Origin of the sequence: Paenibacillus oryzae (genome assembly GCF_001675045.1) — a bacterium.
GTDB classification, from domain to species: Bacteria; Bacillota; Bacilli; order Paenibacillales; family Paenibacillaceae; genus Pristimantibacillus; species Pristimantibacillus oryzae.
The window spans coordinates 1-19,238 of sequence record NZ_LYPA01000027.1; the positions used below are offsets into that span (position 1 = coordinate 1).

27 protein-coding genes are annotated in these 19,238 nt (G+C 48.6%); 3 read left to right on the plus strand and 24 right to left on the minus strand.

From position 1 onward, the window contains the following. Positions 1-258: 258 nt before the first annotated feature. Together A7K91_RS02370 and A7K91_RS02375 are read right to left on the minus strand one after the other, a co-directional pair. Entirely contained in the window at positions 259-480 is a 222-nt protein-coding gene (locus tag A7K91_RS02370) for a hypothetical protein (protein WP_068679298.1), read from the minus strand. 298 nt (positions 481-778) lie between these two features. Then, positions 779-1,405, minus strand: a complete 627-nt coding sequence (locus tag A7K91_RS02375; protein ID WP_245697180.1) for a stage II sporulation protein M — start codon at positions 1,403-1,405, stop codon at positions 779-781. 125 nt (positions 1,406-1,530) lie between these two features. On the opposite strand from A7K91_RS02375, the gene pdaB reads away from it, so the two are divergent. Beyond that, a complete protein-coding gene (gene pdaB, locus A7K91_RS02380) occupies positions 1,531-2,334 on the plus strand; it encodes a polysaccharide deacetylase family sporulation protein PdaB (RefSeq protein ID WP_068679301.1) in 804 nt (267 codons plus the stop codon). Between the two features lie 11 nt (positions 2,335-2,345). Here the strand turns inward: pdaB and A7K91_RS02385 are convergent, their stop codons facing one another. After that, positions 2,346-2,969 (minus strand): KinB-signaling pathway activation protein, encoded by a 624-nt coding sequence (locus tag A7K91_RS02385; protein WP_068679303.1) that lies wholly within the window; start codon positions 2,967-2,969, stop codon positions 2,346-2,348. Positions 2,970-3,124: 155 nt separating this feature from the next. On the opposite strand from A7K91_RS02385, the gene gerD reads away from it, so the two are divergent. Then, complete coding sequence (gene gerD, locus A7K91_RS02390) at positions 3,125-3,802, plus strand: spore germination lipoprotein GerD (RefSeq protein ID WP_068679305.1); 678 nt, start codon at positions 3,125-3,127, stop codon at positions 3,800-3,802. Between the two features lie 274 nt (positions 3,803-4,076). Here the strand turns inward: gerD and A7K91_RS02395 are convergent, their stop codons facing one another. From A7K91_RS02395 to rplM, 6 genes are all read right to left on the minus strand, one after another. Continuing rightward, positions 4,077-5,183: an Mrp/NBP35 family ATP-binding protein gene (locus A7K91_RS02395; protein ID WP_068679469.1), complete on the minus strand. Its 1,107-nt coding sequence runs from the start codon at positions 5,181-5,183 to the stop codon at positions 4,077-4,079. 197 nt (positions 5,184-5,380) lie between these two features. Then, positions 5,381-6,283, minus strand: coding sequence for an N-acetylmuramoyl-L-alanine amidase CwlD (gene cwlD / locus A7K91_RS02400; protein WP_082967186.1), 903 nt, complete (start codon positions 6,281-6,283; stop codon positions 5,381-5,383). A gap of 207 nt (positions 6,284-6,490) precedes the next feature. Beyond that, positions 6,491-7,657 (minus strand): sulfate adenylyltransferase, encoded by a 1,167-nt coding sequence (gene sat, locus A7K91_RS02405; RefSeq protein ID WP_068679310.1) that lies wholly within the window; start codon positions 7,655-7,657, stop codon positions 6,491-6,493. 19 nt (positions 7,658-7,676) lie between these two features. Continuing rightward, complete coding sequence (locus tag A7K91_RS02410; RefSeq protein WP_068679312.1) at positions 7,677-8,372, minus strand: phosphoadenylyl-sulfate reductase; 696 nt, start codon at positions 8,370-8,372, stop codon at positions 7,677-7,679. A gap of 212 nt (positions 8,373-8,584) precedes the next feature. Next, positions 8,585-8,977, minus strand: coding sequence for a 30S ribosomal protein S9 (gene rpsI, locus A7K91_RS02415; RefSeq protein ID WP_068679314.1), 393 nt, complete (start codon positions 8,975-8,977; stop codon positions 8,585-8,587). A 20-nt stretch (positions 8,978-8,997) separates the two neighbouring features. Further along, positions 8,998-9,435 (minus strand): 50S ribosomal protein L13, encoded by a 438-nt coding sequence (rplM, locus tag A7K91_RS02420; RefSeq protein WP_068679316.1) that lies wholly within the window; start codon positions 9,433-9,435, stop codon positions 8,998-9,000. A 359-nt stretch (positions 9,436-9,794) separates the two neighbouring features. Between rplM and A7K91_RS02425 the strand changes: the two genes are divergently transcribed. Next, on the plus strand, positions 9,795-10,829 hold the full coding sequence (locus A7K91_RS02425; RefSeq protein WP_068679318.1) for a DUF4097 family beta strand repeat-containing protein: 1,035 nt from the start codon (positions 9,795-9,797) through the stop codon (positions 10,827-10,829). Between the two features lie 55 nt (positions 10,830-10,884). On the opposite strand, the gene truA is transcribed toward A7K91_RS02425, so the two are convergent. From truA to rplR, 15 genes are all read right to left on the minus strand, one after another. Further along, a complete protein-coding gene (truA, locus tag A7K91_RS02430) occupies positions 10,885-11,691 on the minus strand; it encodes a tRNA pseudouridine(38-40) synthase TruA (RefSeq protein WP_082967187.1) in 807 nt (268 codons plus the stop codon). A 126-nt stretch (positions 11,692-11,817) separates the two neighbouring features. After that, positions 11,818-12,183 (minus strand): 50S ribosomal protein L17, encoded by a 366-nt coding sequence (rplQ, locus tag A7K91_RS02435; protein ID WP_068679320.1) that lies wholly within the window; start codon positions 12,181-12,183, stop codon positions 11,818-11,820. A 43-nt stretch (positions 12,184-12,226) separates the two neighbouring features. Further along, complete coding sequence (locus A7K91_RS02440) at positions 12,227-13,171, minus strand: DNA-directed RNA polymerase subunit alpha (RefSeq protein ID WP_068679322.1); 945 nt, start codon at positions 13,169-13,171, stop codon at positions 12,227-12,229. A 126-nt stretch (positions 13,172-13,297) separates the two neighbouring features. Next, positions 13,298-13,693, minus strand: a complete 396-nt coding sequence (rpsK, locus tag A7K91_RS02445) for a 30S ribosomal protein S11 (RefSeq protein ID WP_028609630.1) — start codon at positions 13,691-13,693, stop codon at positions 13,298-13,300. A gap of 19 nt (positions 13,694-13,712) precedes the next feature. After that, positions 13,713-14,081: a 30S ribosomal protein S13 gene (gene rpsM, locus A7K91_RS02450; protein ID WP_068679324.1), complete on the minus strand. Its 369-nt coding sequence runs from the start codon at positions 14,079-14,081 to the stop codon at positions 13,713-13,715. A 19-nt stretch (positions 14,082-14,100) separates the two neighbouring features. After that, positions 14,101-14,214 carry a 50S ribosomal protein L36 gene (gene rpmJ / locus A7K91_RS02455; RefSeq protein WP_003333770.1) on the minus strand — a complete coding sequence of 38 codons (114 nt, stop codon included), beginning with the start codon at positions 14,212-14,214 and terminating at the stop codon, positions 14,101-14,103. A 49-nt stretch (positions 14,215-14,263) separates the two neighbouring features. Next, the gene (gene infA / locus A7K91_RS02460; RefSeq protein WP_015847200.1) at positions 14,264-14,479 is read right to left on the minus strand and encodes a translation initiation factor IF-1; all 216 of its coding nucleotides are present in this window, start codon (positions 14,477-14,479) and stop codon (positions 14,264-14,266) included. A 3-nt stretch (positions 14,480-14,482) separates the two neighbouring features. Continuing rightward, positions 14,483-14,764 (minus strand): KOW domain-containing RNA-binding protein, encoded by a 282-nt coding sequence (locus A7K91_RS02465; protein ID WP_068679326.1) that lies wholly within the window; start codon positions 14,762-14,764, stop codon positions 14,483-14,485. A gap of 4 nt (positions 14,765-14,768) precedes the next feature. Then, the gene (map, locus tag A7K91_RS02470; RefSeq protein WP_068679328.1) at positions 14,769-15,533 is read right to left on the minus strand and encodes a type I methionyl aminopeptidase; all 765 of its coding nucleotides are present in this window, start codon (positions 15,531-15,533) and stop codon (positions 14,769-14,771) included. Beyond that, a complete protein-coding gene (locus A7K91_RS02475) occupies positions 15,533-16,183 on the minus strand; it encodes an adenylate kinase (protein ID WP_068679330.1) in 651 nt (216 codons plus the stop codon). The genes map and A7K91_RS02475 overlap by 1 nt, the downstream gene beginning before the upstream one ends. 92 nt (positions 16,184-16,275) lie before the next feature. Further along, the gene (secY, locus tag A7K91_RS02480) at positions 16,276-17,577 is read right to left on the minus strand and encodes a preprotein translocase subunit SecY (protein ID WP_068679332.1); all 1,302 of its coding nucleotides are present in this window, start codon (positions 17,575-17,577) and stop codon (positions 16,276-16,278) included. After that, entirely contained in the window at positions 17,578-18,018 is a 441-nt protein-coding gene (gene rplO / locus A7K91_RS02485; protein ID WP_068679335.1) for a 50S ribosomal protein L15, read from the minus strand. Positions 18,019-18,069: 51 nt separating this feature from the next. Continuing rightward, positions 18,070-18,249, minus strand: coding sequence for a 50S ribosomal protein L30 (rpmD, locus tag A7K91_RS02490; protein WP_068679337.1), 180 nt, complete (start codon positions 18,247-18,249; stop codon positions 18,070-18,072). A 13-nt stretch (positions 18,250-18,262) separates the two neighbouring features. Beyond that, the gene (gene rpsE / locus A7K91_RS02495) at positions 18,263-18,760 is read right to left on the minus strand and encodes a 30S ribosomal protein S5 (protein ID WP_068679339.1); all 498 of its coding nucleotides are present in this window, start codon (positions 18,758-18,760) and stop codon (positions 18,263-18,265) included. Positions 18,761-18,785: 25 nt separating this feature from the next. Further along, complete coding sequence (gene rplR / locus A7K91_RS02500) at positions 18,786-19,154, minus strand: 50S ribosomal protein L18 (protein ID WP_068679341.1); 369 nt, start codon at positions 19,152-19,154, stop codon at positions 18,786-18,788. Positions 19,155-19,238: the final 84 nt, after the last annotated feature.

A 19,238-nucleotide genomic window follows, 5' to 3' on the forward strand; every position in this document is an offset into this window, starting at 1 on the left:
TCAGTTTTCAAAGAACAAGCTTTTGTTTCGTTTTGTTCCGTGTACACCGCATGTCTCAGCGGCGACTTAAATAATATAACACAGGGGTCCAGATGAATGCAACCCCTATTTTCATTTTTTTTATTTTTCATCGCAATATCAACAAATCGGCTTTTAGCTGCACCCATAGTGAAATGGCCAAAACCCGCTGGTGCCGCGATTTCTCACCCTCAGAAGCTTCATCAAAGGCTGTTCAAATGCTTCTTCATGGATGGCTGTTTATTGATATGTTTTTGCCTTTAGCGCATAACGGGAAAGCTCCTTTGGCGAAGCAATTCGCGCATACATCCGAAAAACGATTTTGTACCTGCGTGTGATTGCGCTTTTAATGTCCCCATCCAATCTTGAATCATTCAGGTCGAGCAACATCTCGTCAAGTTCCTTGCGCAATACATAATCAAGCTCCTTGCACTCCTTGTCGTTGAACAAAATCCCGAGCATAACGTAAGCGGCCTCCTTTGAAAGATGAAGACTAGGATATGTCTTAAAGCTCCGCATGGAGAAGGCATTGCCACTTTTCGTTTCCGGCAAATCGCTTTTTCGCTGGCTTACCGGAAGTAAGACGGAAAAAAGGTATGCACCAGGAAGCAAAAAAGCGGTGATAAATGCCCTGTGAGAGTTTTAAGTTACGCCCCTTGGGCGTGCCTGCAGTCTCATGGTCTACAAAAGTGAAAAGCAGCGCCTGCACCAAGGTGTCAGGTCACCGCTTTACTGTTATGCTCAAATATTGGAAATATTATTACAACGAAATGAGCCACACCGTAACTGTACTTTCAATAATTGAGGCTATAAGCAATGAAACGATCAGCGCGATCATCATCGCAACCGTTCTTTCCGCAAAAAAACCAAATTCCGCCCCTATCCCCAGCAGCCTGCTCCGCTGAAACAGAAAACTGCCTGTCCCCCTCCAGGCAAGGCTTCCAAACTTCATCCCATACGCGCAGGCAATAATGATAGCGGGAATTTCAATGATGCCATGAGGCAGCAGCCCTTTTAGCACCATCTCCAGCACGGACGGCATTTCGGGATTTCGCGAAATCACATCCAGCAGGTAACCGATAAGCATCCCGTTAATAATCAGAAACGCAATCGGAATGATGCCAAAAAACACGCCTAGGTACATGACGAAAATACATTTGATGGCATTATTCAAAAAAATAATAATCATCATGGTAATTGCCGGGTTTGCGGTGCTATCTATTGTTTGTACGAGATTTTTCAGCCCTTCCATCTGCGAATCCAGAAAATTCGTAAACGCCGGATTGCTTGAACCGATAAATATTGCCGCCAAAAAGAGAACAAAGGCAACACCAATATAACCGCGCATCTCCTTGAGATGACTGGCGAACTTTCCAAACTTCAGCACTTATGCTTTCCTCCGATCGCTTGAAATGAGTCATATCTCCGGTGTACGAGCATAGATTGTACTACTATTGCAAAAAGCCCCCGCCATCTGTACAAGGCGAGCTTGAAGAGAGGAGAGGCTTTCCCATGAATGTGTTTTATGTTCTGAATGGAAAAAAGCTCAAAAAGTATTTTTTTATCGCCATTGCTCTTATTTTCTCCATTGGAATCATTTACGCCGAACGTGATAATATCACGGTGTTTGCTCCGCAACAGCCCGCTGCCATTTATAGCGTGCCCACCGATAAAAAGGTTGTCGCCTTGACCTTTGACATTAGCTGGGGAGACAAGCGTATTGAACCTATCCTTGAAGTGCTGAAGGAGAAAAAGGTTACACAAGCGACGTTCTTTCTTTCCGCTCCATGGAGTCAATCCCATCCCGAACTTGTGAATAAAATCAAGGAGGCCGGCTTCGAAATCGGAAGCCATGGCCACAAGCACGATTTTTACACAAAAATGACGGATGAGGAAATACGCAAGCAAATCTCTACCGCGCATACCATTTTAAGCGGCATTACAGGCCAAGAGCCCAATCTCATCCGAATGCCTAACGGCGACTTCGACAAAAGAGTGCTGCGCATAGCGGAGGAGTTGAAATATAAAGTCATTCAATGGGATACCGATTCGTTGGACTGGATGAATATCGGAACAGACAAAATCATTAACCGCGTTGTAACGCGTAGCCATCCCGGCGATATCATTTTGCTCCATGCCAGCGATACGGTCCTGCAAACCCATGAGGCTCTCCCCGTTATTATCGACCAGCTGAGGGGCAATGGATACGATTTCGTTAACGTATCCCAGCTTATTTCTCAAAGCGACACCTCCGGCAAAACCGTACAAGTCAAACCGGAACCTCTTCAAGGGGATCTCACCGCATCCGCCTCATAATAAAAGACTGACTAAACGGCTGATTTTGCAGGAATTGCTGCGGAATCGGCCGTTTCCTTTTTGAGCAGACGGTGCATCATCATATTTTGGTAGGCATTGCAGAGGAACAAAGGAACCATCATAAACACAATAGCGGGTATATTGGTTTCCCCTTGCAGAGCCGGCCACGATTCAATAAAGGTCACAACAAACAGCAGAAACATCGTTGGGATAAAAGCGCTCTGATTTGTCTGCTTGACCTTTAACCAGGTAAACAGCAGCGACGCTGCCAGCAGCAGAAGCGGCAAAACCCAAAAAAACCAGCCGTTGGTCCGGTCCTCATACAGGACATAGCCCAAGCCAAATACGGCAAAAAAGGTGGTGTAGCCCTGCAAGGCGTTCCACAAATACTTCCTCCTAAATACGCTCAGGGCAATGTAGTTCAGCGTCAAATAAGCAAAAAAGCACATTTGGCTAAACGCGCCAATCATCAATCCCGAAATACCCATCATCAAAGCATTAAAGCCGGTGGCTTCAAAGCCAAGAAAACCGAATTCCTGATCAGTTAACAGCATAATGGAGCCGCAGACGATACAGACCAAAGCGCCAACCGCCATTGTGCTCCAAAATAGAAAAAACCATTTACGAAGTGTCACTTCTATGTCCCCCCGAACGTTTTGGCTTTATTTTACCATGATCACAGCAAAAAGCTATGCCTCCTTCTGATAAATCATTGCGCGCTGCGCATAATAAGGATGATCGTCGCACCAATACATGAAGTAAGCGCATGGACACGGAAGGGAGCCATATTATGACCAAAAAATGGACTTTATGGCCGTCACTATTGGCATTGCTGTTGATTCTGACAAGCTGCGGCTCCGAATCATCCGGGGCAGCTCAGGGACCCAGCTACAAGGATATGAAATCCATGGTGATTGACATCCTGAAGACGGAGGACGCCCAGAAGGCGCTGCAGGAATCAACACAGCAAATGTCTGGCTATAGCGCGCAATCCTCCAAGCTGTTGTCGGTTTCAGATCAAGAGGAAGTGCGGATTGCGGTCAAGGATGTCATTAGCTCTCCGGATTATGATAAAGTAATCAAAAAGCTGATGACGGATACCCGCTTTGCCGGAGAATTCGCCAAGTCGGTCAATAAGGAAAACAAAACGATTCATAAAGAGCTGATGAAGGACCCTCAGTACCAGGCCGAATTAGTCAAAACAATGAAGACGCCTGAAATGGAAAAGCTCATTCTGGAAGTGCTCAAAAGCGCGCAATACCGCAAAGAAGTGATGTCGCTGATGCAGGAATCGATGCAAAATCCTTTATTCCGCCTGGAAGTGCTGGATCTGATGAAGGCCGCTGTTAAGGAAGAGCTGCAAACCAAACCCGATGAAAAGGTGCAAAAATCGGGCGGTGAGGACCAGCAAAGCCAAGATGATCAGCAAAGTCAGGACGACCAGCAAAGCCAGGATCAACAAAGCTAAAATGGTCAATAACCGTAACAATCGAGCTCAGCCTGGCAGGCTTAAACGCTGTCAGGTATCCACAGATTTTTCTTGATCAATTAAAAGCAGCGAAAACGGCTTAAGCACAAAAGAACCTTCAAACCACTTTTTTGGATTGCTTCCTGTCAAGTAGACCGTAGAAAAACAAAATTCTACATCTGCCATGATGAGAGGCATATCACTGAAAGTGGATCTGAAGGTTCTTTTTGTATGGGACGAAAAAACAACGAGAAAACGGAATTCCTGTCTCTTTTTACTTGGTTAACGGCTCCTGGCAGCGGCGCAATACATTTTCTGCAAGCTCCATATATAGCTGCCCGGTTTCGCTATCCTCTTTGTAGACGGATGGGGAAAAATCAGGCTCGGAAATATGGTTATCCGGCGCTCCCAGCGGGATTTGCGCGAGCAAATTGCAATGCAGCGTTTCCGCCAGCCTGCCGCCTCCGCCTCTGCCGAACACATATTCCTTGTCCCCTGATTTGGAGACGTAATAGGACATGTTTTCGACGACGCCGAGAATTTCATGCTCCGTCTTGATGGCCATAGCCCCTGCTCTTGCCGCAACAAATGCTGCCGTGGCATGGGGAGTCGTTACGATAATTTCTTTGCTATGCGGTATGATCTGATGGACGTCCAGCGCAACATCGCCCGTTCCGGGAGGCAGGTCCAGCAGCATGTAGTCCAGCTCGCCCCAAGCGATTTCCTGGAAGAAGTTGCGGATCATTTTGCCTAACATGGGGCCGCGCCATACAATCGGGCTGTTGTCTTCGACAAAAAAGCCCATAGATATGACTTTAACGCCAAACCGCTCGATCGGGATAATTCGTTCGTTCACGATTTCCGGCGTTTCCTCGATGCCCATCATGTCGGGCACGCTGAAGCCATAAATATCCGCGTCGATAATGCCGACGCGTTTGCCCTTGCGGGCCAGGGCGACCGCCAGGTTAACGGTCACCGTGGACTTGCCTACGCCGCCTTTTCCGCTGGCGACGGCGATAAAGGTTGTCCCGCTGGCGGATGACAGCAGCGGGCTCTCCAGGTCGGCCCCGTGGCCTTGAACGGGGCCGGTCTCTGCGGCGCCTGCGGGCTGCGCCGCGGAAGCCGGCGGCGACTGCGTTGCGCCGCCGGCTGGCGCAGCCTCGTCCCGAAACCGGCAATGCACGGTTTCGACGCCGAGCGGCGCCAGGGCCGCGCGAAGCGCGGCCTCAAGCGCGGGCTGCGCAGCCGCGCCTGCGTCAAGAACCGTCAGCGATACTTGACGGTTCCTGACCATAATGTCGCGGAAGGTGATTCCTTCCGCGCTATATCCTGCAGCCATTACCGATTGAATGGCTTCTACTGCCGCTTCCCGTGTCAACATATTGCCGCGTCCCACCTTTTCCAATTTAAGCTCATAAGCTGCTGGCTCTGATGGAATACCCATCCTCGCCAGAGCTTTTATGCGATTGTTCACGCAGCCTGCATTTTCTTTGCTGCTTTTGCTTCCTTTGTTCAAAAACGGCGATGCGTCCATGTTGTGGATGACTGCGTTTTCACCATCTATTATAGCACACGTTGTCAGCTTTCCCCATTATACAGCTGAAGCCGTTCTTCCGTCCCTCCGCTCAGCTTTTCTCCAGCCAAATAACGAAGGATTCCCTGATAAATCGAGGCCGCTACCTTACGCTGGTAGTTGGCATCCGCCAGTCTCGCCGCTTCGGACGGATTGGACAAAAATCCGACTTCAACCAATGCCGTCGGCATCTTATCCACAGTCTTCATCAGATAGACATCATTTTTCACTGCCGCTACCCGATCCGTATTTTCCAGATTGCGCCGAATCTCCTCCTGAATAAAGGCAGCGAGCTCCCGGTTGCCTGGATGCCGCGAGGCATGATAAAACGTTTGAGCGCCCGACCATTTGTCGGACGGAATGCTGTTCATATGAATGCTGACAAATAACGAGGCGCCACTGGTTTGAATCACATTTGCCCTGCGTTTCAGGTCTTCCGTTTTTCTCTTGCTGTAAGCATGGGCATCGCCAGAGGCCAAATCATAATCGCCCTCCCGGGTCATGACCACCATCGCACCGCCCTGCTGCAAATAATCCTTCAAATACAAGGCAATCGCCAGATTCAAATCTTTTTCGATAATGCCCGATTTGCTGACAGCCCCGCCGTCAGCTCCTCCATGTCCAGCATCAATCGCTATTGTGATGCCCGACAGCGGCATGCTCCAATAAGACCAGGCCTGGCCTGCTGACTGCTGTGACTGTCTCAGCACCAGAACAAGAATAAACACAATCATCATGCCAATAATAATGCGTGTCCAGCCCTTTGGCGTCATCCAAACAACGATGCGCCTTAATGGAGAACGCGCTTCTCTTCGCAGCTTTCCAAACGTTAGACCCGAAGCCGAAACCGGGCCGATGCCCCTATTATTTGATCCGGCCGTTTTTGCCGGCCTTGCCTTTTTTGTCATAACAAAAAACCACCTCGTTTTCCACAATAGGAGTATCCGTCAAAGTGCGTTTTTCAAGGGAAGACATGCCCTCCGCACTTTCTCCTAATTATATGGGACGAGGTGGTTAATTATGTGTTGGCTGCTTGTTTCGTTTATTCAATCCTTATCGCGGAACACGCTTTATTGTACCTGGCAGGATTTCGCCGTAGCCGTACTTAGCCATATTTAGCCGACTGGCTGCTCCGACATGCCTTCGATCAAAATTTTAGCAACCTCAGGACGCGAAAATTCCGGAGGAGGGCATATGCCGTCCCGCAGCAGCGCCCGGACTTTTGTGCCGGACAACGTCAGATGATGCTCCTTATCATGCGGGCATGTTTTGGTTGTAGCCATATTGCCGCAGGACTTACAGAAAAAGCTATGTTCAAAATAAAGCGGAGTAATACCCAAATCTTCAGCAGGGATGCTCTTGAGCAAATCCTGTGCCTCATATGTGCCGTAATAATCGCCAACGCCGGCATGATCGCGTCCTACAATAAAATGCGTACAGCCATAGTTTTTACGAACAAGCGCATGAAAAATCGCTTCCCGCGGACCGGCATACCGCATCGCTGCAGGGAATACGCCCAGAAAGACACGATTGGCAGGGTAGTAGTTCTCCAGCAGCGCCAGATAGCTTTTCATCCGTACATTTGCAGGCACATCATCGGACTTTGTTTCCCCGACCAGCGGGTTCAGGAACAATGCATCAACGATTTCCATGGCTGTTTTTTGAATGTATTCATGCGCCCGGTGAACAGGGTTCCGCGTCTGGAAGCCAACTACGCTCTTCCAGCCCTTTTCCGCAAAGAGACGGCGCGTTTCTGCCGGATCAAAATAAAACTCCTGGAATTTCTCCGGCTGAGGACGATTTAATACGGTAATATCCCCGCCAACATAAGTGGAGGAGCGCTCCAGCAGCTTTTTAACGCCAGGATGCTCCAAATCGTCCGTTTTAAACACATTAACAGCTTCGTGCTTTTGATCCACATTGTAGATGCTTTGTACGTCCAGAATACCGTAAGTCACTCCATCTTCGCCTACCAGCGACGCCCGTCCGCCTGACTTCAACTCAGCCGCCTTTGCAGCGTCAACCGAAAGCGTAATCGGAATGCTCCATACCGTCCCGTTCGACAATCTCATGTTGTTTACAACGGAATGATAGTCCTCTTCGTTTAGAAAACCAGTGAGCGGAGAAAAGGCACCTACGCCAATCAAATCAAGATCCGAAACCGTCCATGCATTAATGACGATTGCAGGTAAACCCTTTGCTACATTAAGCAGCTCTTCACGCTTTGCGCCTTCGGCAATCCGGTTAACCAGTGTGCCGCCATGAGGTAATATTTGACTCATAATGGTTAGAAGCCTCCTGTTATTTGTGCAATCCGCATTCCGTTTTTTCTTGGCCTGACCAACGGCCCGCCCTTGGGTCCTCGCCCGGCATAACCTGTCTGGTGCAATGCTCGCAGCCTATGCTTGGATAATGGTTGTCATGCAGCGGATTATAGACTACATTATTTTCCCGAATATAGTTCCAGACATCATCGTTGCTCCATCCCGCGATGGGATTAAACTTCACCAGACCAAACTTGACGTCATATTCGATTTTTTTGGAATTGGCACGGGTTGGCGCCTGATCACGGCGAATACCGGTAATCCAGGCTTCATATTTGGACAATATTTTAGTCAATGGCTGTACCTTGCGAATGTTGCAGCATTGGTTAGCGTCGCTTTTCCATAGCTCTTCGCCATATTGCGCTGCCTGTTCCTCGGGCGTAATTTCCGGCTTAACCTCTACAAAAGGGATGCCGGGATAACGCTCCGCAAGCTTGTCGCGCGTCTCATAGGTTTCTTTAAAGTGGAAATCAGTATCGAGATAAAAAATATCGGTTTTAGGACTGATCTTTTGCAGCATATCAACAAGCACAACATCCTCCGCGCCGAAGCTGCAAGCAAAGGTAATATTGGGGAATGTCTCTACCGCAAAAGCAATTATTTCTTCGGGAGAAGCTGTTTCCAGTTCAACCGCTTTTTGCGCAATCAATGCTTCCTTCTCAAAAAGATTCATAGTGTGCAACCTCCGTTATAATTCCTAGTGGATTAGTCTGTATTAATCATTATACGCGCTTCACCCCGTCAGATCAACGAAAACTTTTCACCATTTTGAAAACAAGTCGAGAATCACTCTCAATAAAAATGCCCCAAACAATGTTTAGGACATAATAAAAACCCTTGGCCATTGCTGACCAAGGGTTAGACTTCCTTGTAACACAAGGAATATTAACGTTTCGAGAACTGTGGAGCGCGACGAGCGGCTTTCAAGCCGTATTTCTTACGCTCTTTCATACGCGGATCGCGAGTCAAGAAACCTGCGCGTTTCAGGGCAGGACGGAATTCAGGGTCTGCTTTCAGCAGAGCGCGGGAAATACCGTGACGGATAGCGCCGGCTTGACCGGAGATGCCTCCGCCGTTCGCGATTACCAATACATCGTATTTGGACAATGTATCTGTAAGGTTAAGCGGTTGTTTAACGATAAGCTTGAGAGTTTCCAATCCGAAATATTCATTCAGATCGCGTTTGTTAACAATGATTCGTCCTTCACCTGGCACGAGACGTACACGTGCAACAGAGTGTTTACGACGACCGGTTCCATAGTATTGCACTTGAGCCATGAAACGTGTCCTCCTCTTTATTACCCGCGAAGCTCGTAAACTTCAGGGTTTTGTGCTTGATGTGGATGTTCCGCACCTGCGTAGACTTTCAATTTAAGCTTCATTTTGTTACCAAGACGGTTTTTAGGCAGCATGCCGTGAACAGCGAATTCAACTACGCGCTCAGGGTGTTTTTTCAACATTTCATGCGCCGGAGTAACCTTCAAACCACCTGTATACATGGAGTGACGGTAGTAGTTCTTGTCAGCAAGCTTGTTGCCTGTCAGAACGATCTTCTCAGCATTGATTACGACAACGAAATCGCCCGTGTCGATGTGCGGTGTGAATTGCGGTTTGTGCTTGCCGCGGATCAGGCTTGCAGCTTCGCTTGCAAGACGTCCGAGCGTTTTGCCTTCCGCATCAATGACAAACCATTTGCGTTCAACTTCATTTGGCTTGGCCATATAGGTGTTACCCATGGATGATCCTCCTTCAATCTCTTGCATTGATCTTTTTATAACAACGTAAACGTTGGTTCAATTGTCATGTTTGTTATTGCTGTTGCGGCCATTCCTAGTCGGGGCTGTGGGAGAGCCACTAAGAAAGCACAAGTTATATATTACTATAAATTGTGCCCATGTGCAAGGCCTTATTTACTCCTGCTGCTTTGTTTTTATGCTATTTTTATTACTCCATCGCCCTAGCCCTAAGTCCAGTATCCGGTTAAGTCAAGGGACCGTTTCAATCCGTTCCCCTATGTTGGTAAAATGAGGTCATAAGATCCGTACGACCTTGCCAGGCAAGTAAGGGAAGTTAAGTAGCTAAGGAGAGAAGAAAAATGAAATTCAAAACGTTTATCGGGTTGCTGCTTGTCATTATCGGAGTAGCAGGAGTTGTATATGTATACCTGGACAGAGGAAATGACAATGTGCTTGCGAAGCTTGATAACATCGCGGACCGTCTTCTGGAGGAAGTGAACCTGGAAAGAAGCAGCGAGGTCGACAACATTAAAGATATCGTCATTGATTCCGGCAGCACAAATGTTACTGTAGTAAAAGGCGACAGTACTCAGGCCGTTGCAACCTTAAAAGGAAAGGCAACCCCCAACATTGCCAAAAAAATCAATCTTGAGATGCTTCGCTCAGGCGACAAGCTGATCATAGAGATTGACCAAAAAGGCTGGTCTTTTGGCGTAAACTGGATGAGTGAAGGCTTGCGGATTGAATTGCCGGAGACTGTCTGGGACAACGTTACAATTGATGTCGGCAGCGGAAACATTGACATTGCCGAATTTCATGCCGAACAGCTTGTAATCGACAGCGGAAGCGGCAACCTAACTTTAAGTAATCTTGAGCTTGGCAAGCTTAAACTGGATAGCGGGTCCGGTAACGTAAGCATTCACGATTCTCGTACAAAGGAGCTTAAAGCAAAGGCGAGCAGCGGAAACATGAAATTGGGCGATGTAATCGGCGATTCCATTGAATTAAAGCTTGGCAGCGGCAAGCTTGAGGTGGAAAGATATACAGCGGAGTCCTTGACATTCGAGAGCAGCTCCGGCAATGTCAGGTTGATTGACGGACGTGCAAAGGTTGACGGCAAAACATCGTCGGGCAATATTACGCTAGAAGCCGAAAATCTGTTTTATGACACCTCCCTTAAAGCCTCCAGCGGCCGTGTTTTAATTGCGCTGGATGAAAATCCTGAATCCCTTGCTGTAGAATTCAAGGCAGGCTCTGGTATTGCCAAAATTAAAAAGAATGGGTTTACCTACAATAAAGAAAGCAGCGATCATGATTACCTTGATGCCGTTATTGGTGCTGGAAATATCAAGCTTAAGGTTGCAACCGGCTCTGGTAATATTACTCTTGAATAAACAATTAAGTGGCATATCATAGAAAAAAAGCGCCGTTTTGCTCTAAACGGCGCTTTTATTCATCATCCTGCTCATCGCAATCAGCTTCGTCCTCCGGCAAGTCCGGCGGCAGAGGTTCGCCATACTCCCCGTATTCAACCTCGACTAGCATCAGTCCATGCGGCATGGCAGTTGGTCCAGCCAGCGCCCTTGAGCGGCCCTCTAATATAGCTCCCATCTCTTCAGGCTTCCGCTTGCCTTCTCCAATTTGCAGCAAAGTCCCCATAATGACGCGCACCATATTATACAAGAAGCCATTGCCTGTGATCGTCATATGAATGGCCTGTCCCTCTTGCTCAAGCTCCGCTTCATATATCGTGCGTATATGATGGGGCTTGGTTGAACGGATAGACGTATACGACGTAAAATCATGCCGTCCTATAATATAACGAAGCCCTTCTTTCATGTCGTCGATATTTAACGGCGTAGGATGATGGAAACGATAAGCCCTTTGAAAGACATCTGGAAACTTGCCACTATCGATGGAATACCGGTACGTTTTCCGCTTGGCGGAGCGTCTGGCGTGAAAGCCATCCGGTACATCCCAAACCTCCAAAATAACGATATCTCTGGGCAGCCTGGTATTCAGCGCAATCGCCCATCGTTCAGTCGGAATAGACGAATCGGTATGAAAGTTAAACACCTGTCCCATGGCATGAACCCCTGCATCTGTTCGCCCGGAAGCTGTTATAATAATGGATTCGCCCGTTAAATGCTGAATCGCTTTCTCAATTTCAACTTGAACGGTTCTACCATAAGGCTGAGACTGAAAGCCATTAAAATGGGTTCCATCATAGCTGACCTTAGCACAAATATTTCGCATGTTTTCCCCCTGCAACTAATAAAAAAAACCTCTATCGGGGCCTTTTGAAAATGAGCGACCGCGTATAGAGGTTGGTTTTATACGGTAAAAAAAGGTGGCCGCTTAGGTCCACCTTTCTATCAATTATTAACCGCGGTCAACCAGTTCCAGGTAAACCATAGGCGCGGAATCACCGCGACGTGGACCCAGCTTAAGGATGCGCGTGTAACCGCCAGCACGCTCCGAATAACGAGTAGCCAGTTCGGAGAACAGCTTTTGGATAGCGTCTTTTTCACCGTCAACCGTTTCGCGGCGCACGTATGCAGCGACTTGACGACGAGCGTGAAGATCACCTTTTTTCGCTTTTGTGATCAGTTTCTCAGCGATCGAACGAACTTCTTTGGCTTTAGCCTCAGTTGTTTGAATACGCTCGTACAGGAACAGATCCGTTACGAGATCGCGGAACAAGGCTTTACGAGCGCTTGCGTCACGACCCAATTTTTGATATGCCATTATGTTTTCCCCTCCCTTGCTGTGTGGTCTGCTTGGCTGTTAACTACTCTTCCATGCGCAGGCCAAGGCCCAGCTCTTCAAGCTTCTCTTGAACTTCCTCAAGCGACTTGCGTCCCAGGTTGCGGACCTTCATCATGTCCTCTTCGGATTTCGTGATCAGCTCTTGCACGGTATTGATGCCAGCACGCTTCAAGCAGTTGTATGAACGCACAGACAGATCCAGTTCCTCGATAGTCATCTCCAGAACTTTCTCTTTTTTATCTTCTTCTTTTTCAACCATGATTTCGGCATCTTTGGCTTCATCCGTTAATCCAACGAACAAGTCCAGGTGCTCGGTCAATATTTTAGCGCCGAGGCTAACTGCCTCTTCAGGGCGAATACTTCCATCCGTCCATACCTCAAGCGTCAGCTTGTCATAGTTGGTAACTTGACCGACGCGTGTGTTCTCTACGCTGTAATTAACACGAGTGATGGGCGTGTAAATGGAATCGACGGGGATGACGCCAATCGGTTGATCATCGCTCTTGTTCCGGTCCGCTTGCACATAACCGCGCCCGCGATTAGCAAAAATCCTCATATGAAGACGCGCTCCGGAGGCCAAGGTTGCAATGTGAAGATCAGGGCTTAAAATCTCGACATCGCTATCAGCTCGAATATCGCCCGCTGTGATGTTTCCTTCGCCTTCCGCATCAATTTCCAGCACCTTTTCTTCATCGGAGTGGATTTTCAACGACAGGCCTTTCAGGTTCAGAATGATTTCCGTTACGTCTTCAATCACTCCGGGAACCGTCGAAAACTCGTGCAGCACGCCATCGATTTGCACCGATGTTACAGCCGCTCCGGGCAAGGACGACAGCAGAATCCGGCGAAGCGAATTTCCAAGCGTCGTGCCGTATCCGCGTTCCAGCGGCTCGACTACGAAACGTCCGTAGGTTCCCGCATCATTCAGCTCTACGGTTTCGATTTTCGGCTTTTCGATCTCAATCACTAATAGTACCCTCCTTCAAACGTCGCTCCGTTACCTGTACCTACATTATGCCAAATCTCGTAGTATGCCAAACCTTCACAACCATTATTCACAAGTTGCAGATATTTGATACCACCGCAGATCGGGTTATACGCGACGACGCTTCGGCGGACGGCATCCATTATGCGGAACTGGGGTTACATCCTTAATGAGGTTAACTTCCAATCCAGCTGCCTGAAGCGAACGAATTGCTGCTTCACGGCCGGCGCCAGGTCCTTTAACCATAACTTCGACTGTTCTCATGCCATGCTCCATCGCTGCTTTTGCAGCAGATTCAGCAGCCATTTGAGCTGCGAAAGGTGTGCTTTTACGGGATCCCTTGAAACCAAGGTTGCCGGAGCTTGCCCAGGAGATTGCATTACCGTGTGGATCCGTAATTGTAACAATCGTGTTATTGAATGTCGAACGGATGTGAGCCACGCCAGTGTCAATGTTTTTCCGGTCGCGACGTTTCGTGCGAACGACTTTTTTAGGTTTAGCCATTGTCCATTATCCTCCCTTCTTATTTCTTCTTATTTGCTACAGTCCGACGAGGACCTTTACGTGTGCGTGCGTTTGTTTTCGTACGTTGACCACGAACTGGAAGTCCGCGACGGTGACGCAAGCCACGGTAGCAGCCGATCTCAGTTAGACGTTTGATGTTAAGGGAAATTTCGCGACGCAGGTCGCCTTCCACTTTAACCGTTTTGTCGATGGCTTCGCGCAGACGAGCCAGCTCATCTTCTGTCAGGTCGCGAACGCGAGTGTCAGGGTTGACCTCTGTTGCGGCCAGCAGCTTTTGAGAAGTCGTTTTGCCGATACCGAAAATATACGTCAGGGCGATTTCAACGCGCTTATCGCGCGGAATATCTACACCAGCTATACGTGCCATGGGCTATATGTCCCTCCTTTTATCCTTGTTTTTGTTTGTGTTTCGGATTTTCACAAATCACCATAACGTTACCTTTGCGACGAATAACCTTGCACTTTTCGCAAATGGGCTTAACCGAAGGTCTAACCTTCATTGTGAATACCTCCCGAATCTTTCGCAAAGCCGACCGCTAATTTAGCGGACTACTTCCGATAGGTGATGCGCCCTCTCGATAAATCGTAAGGCGATAACTGTATAACCACTTTATCTCCTGTCAAAATGCGAATAAAGTGCATTCTGAGCTTGCCGGAGACATGGGCGAGAATTTGATGACCGTTCTCCAGCTCCACCTTGAACATGGCATTTGGCAACGGCTCAATAACCGTACCTTCGACCTCAATGACGTCTTCCTTAGCCAACCGTCATTCTCCTTTCGCATGCGCAAACTTCTGAATCACATAACGCAACTTGGCGTTGGTCACCCTGCCCGTTTCTTGCAAGCTGCTTGTTACTTCTTGACTAATGGCAGGCTGTAACTGAAGATGAAGAACGTTTTTCCTTTTTGGCGAGTCGAAACGCCGCTTGTCGCCATCCACGATCAGGACGAAGCGTTCGTCGATGATGTCGATAATGACTGCATAGCTGTCTTCATCCTTGCCTCTAAGCACTTTGACGAACTGACCAATCTGGGGACGAGCATCCATCGCTCTAGCCTTCCGTTTGCTGCGGCAGAATGGTCAATATTTCAAAGCCGTCTTCGGTTACGGCTACTGTATGCTCGAAGTGAGCGCACCATGAGCCGTCTTGTGTTACGACTGTCCAATTGTCCTCAAGCGTCCGGACATACCGTTCTCCGATATTAACCATTGGCTCGATAGCAAGCACCATACCCGGCTTTAGCCGCGGCCCTCTGTCCGGGATGCCATAGTTCGGTATTTGCGGCTCTTCGTGAAGATCCGCGCCGATTCCGTGCCCTACGTATTCCCGTACTACTGAAAAGCCTGCTGCTTCGATTACCTTTTGGATGGCGTGCGATATACTATACAGCCGGATATCTGGCTTAACAAGCGCAAGACCCGCATAAAGCGACTCCTCCGTTACGTCCAGCAGCCGCTGCACTTCATCCGATACTTTCCCGACCGCGTAGGTCCAGGCAGAATCGCCATGATAGCCTTCGTACTGGGCGCCGATATCAATACTGATAATATCGCCTTCGTTCAACTTGCGCGACCCGGGGAAACCATGCACCAACTCGTCATTGACCGATGCGCATACGCTGGATGGAAAACCGTTGTAACCTTTAAAGGAAGGAAGAGCACCTTGGCTTCTAATAAACTTCTCGGCAATAGCGTCCAGCTCGCCGGTCGTAATGCCCGGTTTCACTGCATCTGCCATCAACCGATGAGTTTCTGCCACAATACGTCCGGCTTCTCTCATTAATCGCAGTTCCGATTCGGATTTGCAAATAATCATTACAACGTACCTTTCAAGCGGGCGGCAATTTCGGAAGTAACGACATCAATATCCTTCTCGCCGTCTACTTCACGCAACAGTCCTTTACCGCTGTAGTAGTCCAGCAGGGGAGCCGTCTTCGATGAATATTCATCCAGACGCGTGCCAACCTTCTCTTCCGTATCGTCAGAGCGTTGGTACAGCTCTCCTCCATCCTTGTCGCAGATGCCTTCGACTTTAGGAGGGTTGAACAAAACATGGTAAGTCGTTCCGCAAGTTTTGCAGATGCGTCTGCCCGTCAGACGGGCAAGCAGCAAGCTGCGGTCAACCTTCAGATTGACGACATGGTCAATGCCTCGTCCCAGCTCCGCAAGCATTACGTCAAGCGCTTCGGCTTGCTGCAATGTACGGGGAAAACCGTCCAGAAGAAAACCCTTCTTGCAGTCATCCAGCGCCAGACGTTCTTTGACGATGCCGTTTGTAATTTCATCCGGAACAAGCAGGCCTTGATCCACATATTCCTTGGCTTTTACGCCAAGCGGTGTGCCTTCCTTCATAGCAAGACGAAATGCATCGCCGGTAGAGATATGGGGAATGCCGAATTGTTCCACGATCCGTTCAGCTTGTGTACCCTTGCCGGCTCCCGGAGGGCCCATGAATAAAATGTTCATTACCCTGTTCCTCGCTTTAAACACAATAGGTCCGTTCGGGCACCGCGACATCAAGCTGTCTTGGGTGCGGCAGCCCGCTTTCGAACCCATTGTTATTTATTGATAAACCCTTTGTAATGGCGTTTGATCAACTGGCTTTCGATTTGCTTCATCGTGTCAAGCGCAACGCCGACAACGATCAAGAGCGAAGTTCCGCCAAGCTGTACAGATTGCGGCAGACCGGCCAAAGCACCGAAGAATACCGGAAGGATGGAGATTGCCGCCAGGAAGATCGCACCCGTCAGCGTGATACGCGTCATAACGCGAGTCAAGTAAGCGGATGTTGGCTTGCCTGGACGAATGCCGGGAATGTACCCGCCATTTTTCTTCATCTGATCCGCCATTTGTACCGGATTAATCTGTACAAATGTGTAGAAGAAGGTGAAGAAGATAATCAGAATAACATACAGCACCATGCCAAGCGGCTGTGTGTAGTTCATGTTATTGATAATCCAATTCGCCCAAGTTTGCCCTTGCCAGAAGTTCGCAATGGTGACCGGGAACATGATCAGGGATACCGCGAAGATTACGGGAATAACGCCTGCGCCGTTAACCTTCATTGGAATATGCGTCGATTGTCCGCCGTACATTTTCCGTCCAACCACGCGTTTAGCGTATTGAACCGGAATTTTGCGAATACCTTGCTGGATGAAGATGACGCCAACGATAATTGCAATAATTGCAATCAAAATCAGCAGCACCTTGGCAAGATTCAGGAACAATTGATCAGCTGCATCTACGAACTCTTGCTCGTAAATCGTCATGATATGGCCAGGAATACCAGCCACAATCGCAGCAAAGATCAGAATTGAGATGCCGTTGCCGATGCCGCGTTCCGTAATTTGCTCGCCAAGCCACATCAGGAATGATGTACCGGCGGTCAAAATAATGGCAATCACGACATAATCAGCAAATGTTGCGTTTGGAATCATTTCCAGCGAGTACAAACGGTTAAAGCCGATGGCTGTTGCAAAACCTTGCACCAGACCAAGAATAACCGTACCATAGCGGGTAATTTGAGCCAGCTTACGCTTGCCGTTTTCGCCTTCCTTCGCCCACTCCGCAAACTTAGGAATAACGTCCATAGACAACAGCTGCACGATAATGGAAGCTGTGATGTAAGGAGTAATCCCGATTGCAAAGATGGAGAACTGGAACAAAGCGCCGCCGGAGAAGGTGTTCAACAAACCAAACAAATCCGCACCCAAAGCATTATTGTTCTTGAGAATTTCTTTGTCAACGCCCGGTACCGGAATAAATGATCCGATACGATAAATGAATAGAATGAAAAGGGTAAACAAGATCCTTGTTCTCAGATCCGCCACTTTCCAAATGTTGGACAAGGTTTTGAACAATTAGATCACCTCGGTTTTACCGCCGGCAGCCTGGATTTTCTCTACCGCAGATTGAGAGAACTTATTCGCTTTGACAGTGAGTCCTACTTTTAGTTCGCCGTTACCCAACACTTTAATGCCGGCCAAAGGATTTTTGATGATCCCTTGCTCGAGCAGAAGAGCTGGAGTAACTTCAGTACCTGCTTCAAAGCTGTTCAGTGTCTCAATGTTGACGATCGCATATTCGGTACGGAAAGGGTTGTTAAAGCCGCGTTTCGGAACACGACGGTACAACGGGTTTTGTCCACCCTCAAAGCCTGGGCGAACACCGCCGCCGGAGCGTGCGTTTTGACCTTTGTGACCTTTGCCAGCCGTTTTGCCGTTACCGGAACCAATACCGCGACCTTTACGCTTAGGCGCTTCAGTAGAGCCCGGTGCTGGTGCTAACTCGTGCAATTTCATGTGTGCACCTCCTTGTTTATTTCATAAAAAACAACGCTGCTAGCGTTTTATTTAAACTTCCTCGACTTTAACCAAATGATTAACGGCATTAACCATGCCGCGAATCGCAGGGCTGTCGTTTTGAACGACCGATTGACGAATTTTGCGGAGACCAAGCGCTTCAACTGTTGCGCGTTGTTTCTCGTTGCGGCCAATCAAACTGCGAACGAGGGTGATTTGCAATTTTGCCATCTTTTGTCCCTCCTTAGCCCAAGAGCTCTTCGACGGTTTTGCCGCGCAGCTTGGCTACGTCTTCCGCACGTTTCAAACGGGAAAGACCTTCCAGCGTTGCATTCACCATATTCAGTGAATTCGAAGAACCAAGAGATTTCGTTAAAATGTCGCCTACGCCCGCCAGTTCAAGAACCGCGCGAACAGGACCACCAGCGATAACGCCAGTACCCTCTGAAGCAGGCTTCAGAAGAACTTCGCCAGCGCCGAAGTGACCCAAAACAAGGTGAGGAATCGTTGTTCCTACAAGCGGCACGTGGATCAGGTTTTTCTTAGCATCTTCAATGCCTTTGCGAATCGCGTCCGGCACTTCGCCTGCTTTACCAATGCCTGCGCCAACGTATCCTTTGCCGTCGCCGACGACCACAAGTGCGCTGAAGCTGAAGCGGCGTCCGCCTTTAACAACTTTAGCAACACGATTGATATGAACAACTTTTTCAGTTAGTTCTAACGTATTAGGATCTACACGCAAGTGATTTTACCTCCTTATTGAGTGATTAGAAGTTCAGGCCTGCTTCGCGAGCTGCTGTTGCCAGCGCCTGAATTCTGCCATGGTACAAATATCCGCCGCGGTCAAACACGACGTCAGTTACTCCTTTAGCTTTAGCGCGATTAGCGATCAGCTCGCCAACTTTGCTTGCAGCCTCAATGTTGCCGCCGTTTCCGATGGAAGCAGCCAGTTCTTTGTCCTTAGTGGACGCGGAAGCCAGCGTTACGCCTGCCACATCGTCAATCAGCTGAGCATAGATATGCTTGGAGGAACGGAATACAGACAGACGTGGACGTGCTGCCGAACCGTTAATTTTTTTACGAACACGAAGGTGTCTTTTCAGACGGGCCTTGTTTTTGTCGCCTTTTGTAATCATGCCGATTCACTCCTTTCTTTAAACCTTAGGAAGCTATTGCACGAAACGCGGCCGGATTTCTCCGAGCGGCTTCATTGATGTTTA

Excerpts from the sequence above, each read along its gene's own strand:
- rpsI (WP_068679314.1), bottom strand. The coding sequence starts at position 8,977 with ATGGCTCAAGTGCAATACTATGGAACCGGTCGTCGTAAACACTCTGTT.
- A7K91_RS02425 (WP_068679318.1), top strand. The coding sequence starts at position 9,795 with ATGAAATTCAAAACGTTTATCGGGTTGCTGCTTGTCATTATCGGAGTA.
- rpsK (WP_028609630.1), bottom strand. The coding sequence starts at position 13,693 with ATGGCTAAACCTAAAAAAGTCGTTCGCACGAAACGTCGCGACCGGAAA.
- rpsM (WP_068679324.1), bottom strand. The coding sequence starts at position 14,081 with ATGGCACGTATAGCTGGTGTAGATATTCCGCGCGATAAGCGCGTTGAA.
- pdaB (WP_068679301.1), top strand. The coding sequence starts at position 1,531 with ATGAATGTGTTTTATGTTCTGAATGGAAAAAAGCTCAAAAAGTATTTT.
- rpmJ (WP_003333770.1), bottom strand. The coding sequence starts at position 14,214 with ATGAAGGTTAGACCTTCGGTTAAGCCCATTTGCGAAAAGTGCAAGGTT.
- cwlD (WP_082967186.1), bottom strand. The coding sequence starts at position 6,283 with ATGACAAAAAAGGCAAGGCCGGCAAAAACGGCCGGATCAAATAATAGG.
- rplQ (WP_068679320.1), bottom strand. The coding sequence starts at position 12,183 with ATGGCATATCAAAAATTGGGTCGTGACGCAAGCGCTCGTAAAGCCTTG.
- A7K91_RS02370 (WP_068679298.1), bottom strand. The coding sequence starts at position 480 with ATGCTCGGGATTTTGTTCAACGACAAGGAGTGCAAGGAGCTTGATTAT.
- rplM (WP_068679316.1), bottom strand. The coding sequence starts at position 9,435 with ATGGGTAACACCTATATGGCCAAGCCAAATGAAGTTGAACGCAAATGG.
- rpmD (WP_068679337.1), bottom strand. The coding sequence starts at position 18,249 with ATGGCAAAATTGCAAATCACCCTCGTTCGCAGTTTGATTGGCCGCAAC.
- A7K91_RS02410 (WP_068679312.1), bottom strand. The coding sequence starts at position 8,372 with ATGAATCTTTTTGAGAAGGAAGCATTGATTGCGCAAAAAGCGGTTGAA.
- rplR (WP_068679341.1), bottom strand. The coding sequence starts at position 19,154 with ATGATTACAAAAGGCGACAAAAACAAGGCCCGTCTGAAAAGACACCTT.
- map (WP_068679328.1), bottom strand. The coding sequence starts at position 15,533 with ATGATTATTTGCAAATCCGAATCGGAACTGCGATTAATGAGAGAAGCC.
- A7K91_RS02475 (WP_068679330.1), bottom strand. The coding sequence starts at position 16,183 with ATGAACATTTTATTCATGGGCCCTCCGGGAGCCGGCAAGGGTACACAA.
- sat (WP_068679310.1), bottom strand. The coding sequence starts at position 7,657 with ATGAGTCAAATATTACCTCATGGCGGCACACTGGTTAACCGGATTGCC.
- A7K91_RS02465 (WP_068679326.1), bottom strand. The coding sequence starts at position 14,764 with ATGGATGCTCGTCCCCAGATTGGTCAGTTCGTCAAAGTGCTTAGAGGC.
- truA (WP_082967187.1), bottom strand. The coding sequence starts at position 11,691 with ATGCGAAATATTTGTGCTAAGGTCAGCTATGATGGAACCCATTTTAAT.
- rplO (WP_068679335.1), bottom strand. The coding sequence starts at position 18,018 with ATGAAATTGCACGAGTTAGCACCAGCACCGGGCTCTACTGAAGCGCCT.
- A7K91_RS02395 (WP_068679469.1), bottom strand. The coding sequence starts at position 5,183 with ATGTTGACACGGGAAGCGGCAGTAGAAGCCATTCAATCGGTAATGGCT.
- gerD (WP_068679305.1), top strand. The coding sequence starts at position 3,125 with ATGACCAAAAAATGGACTTTATGGCCGTCACTATTGGCATTGCTGTTG.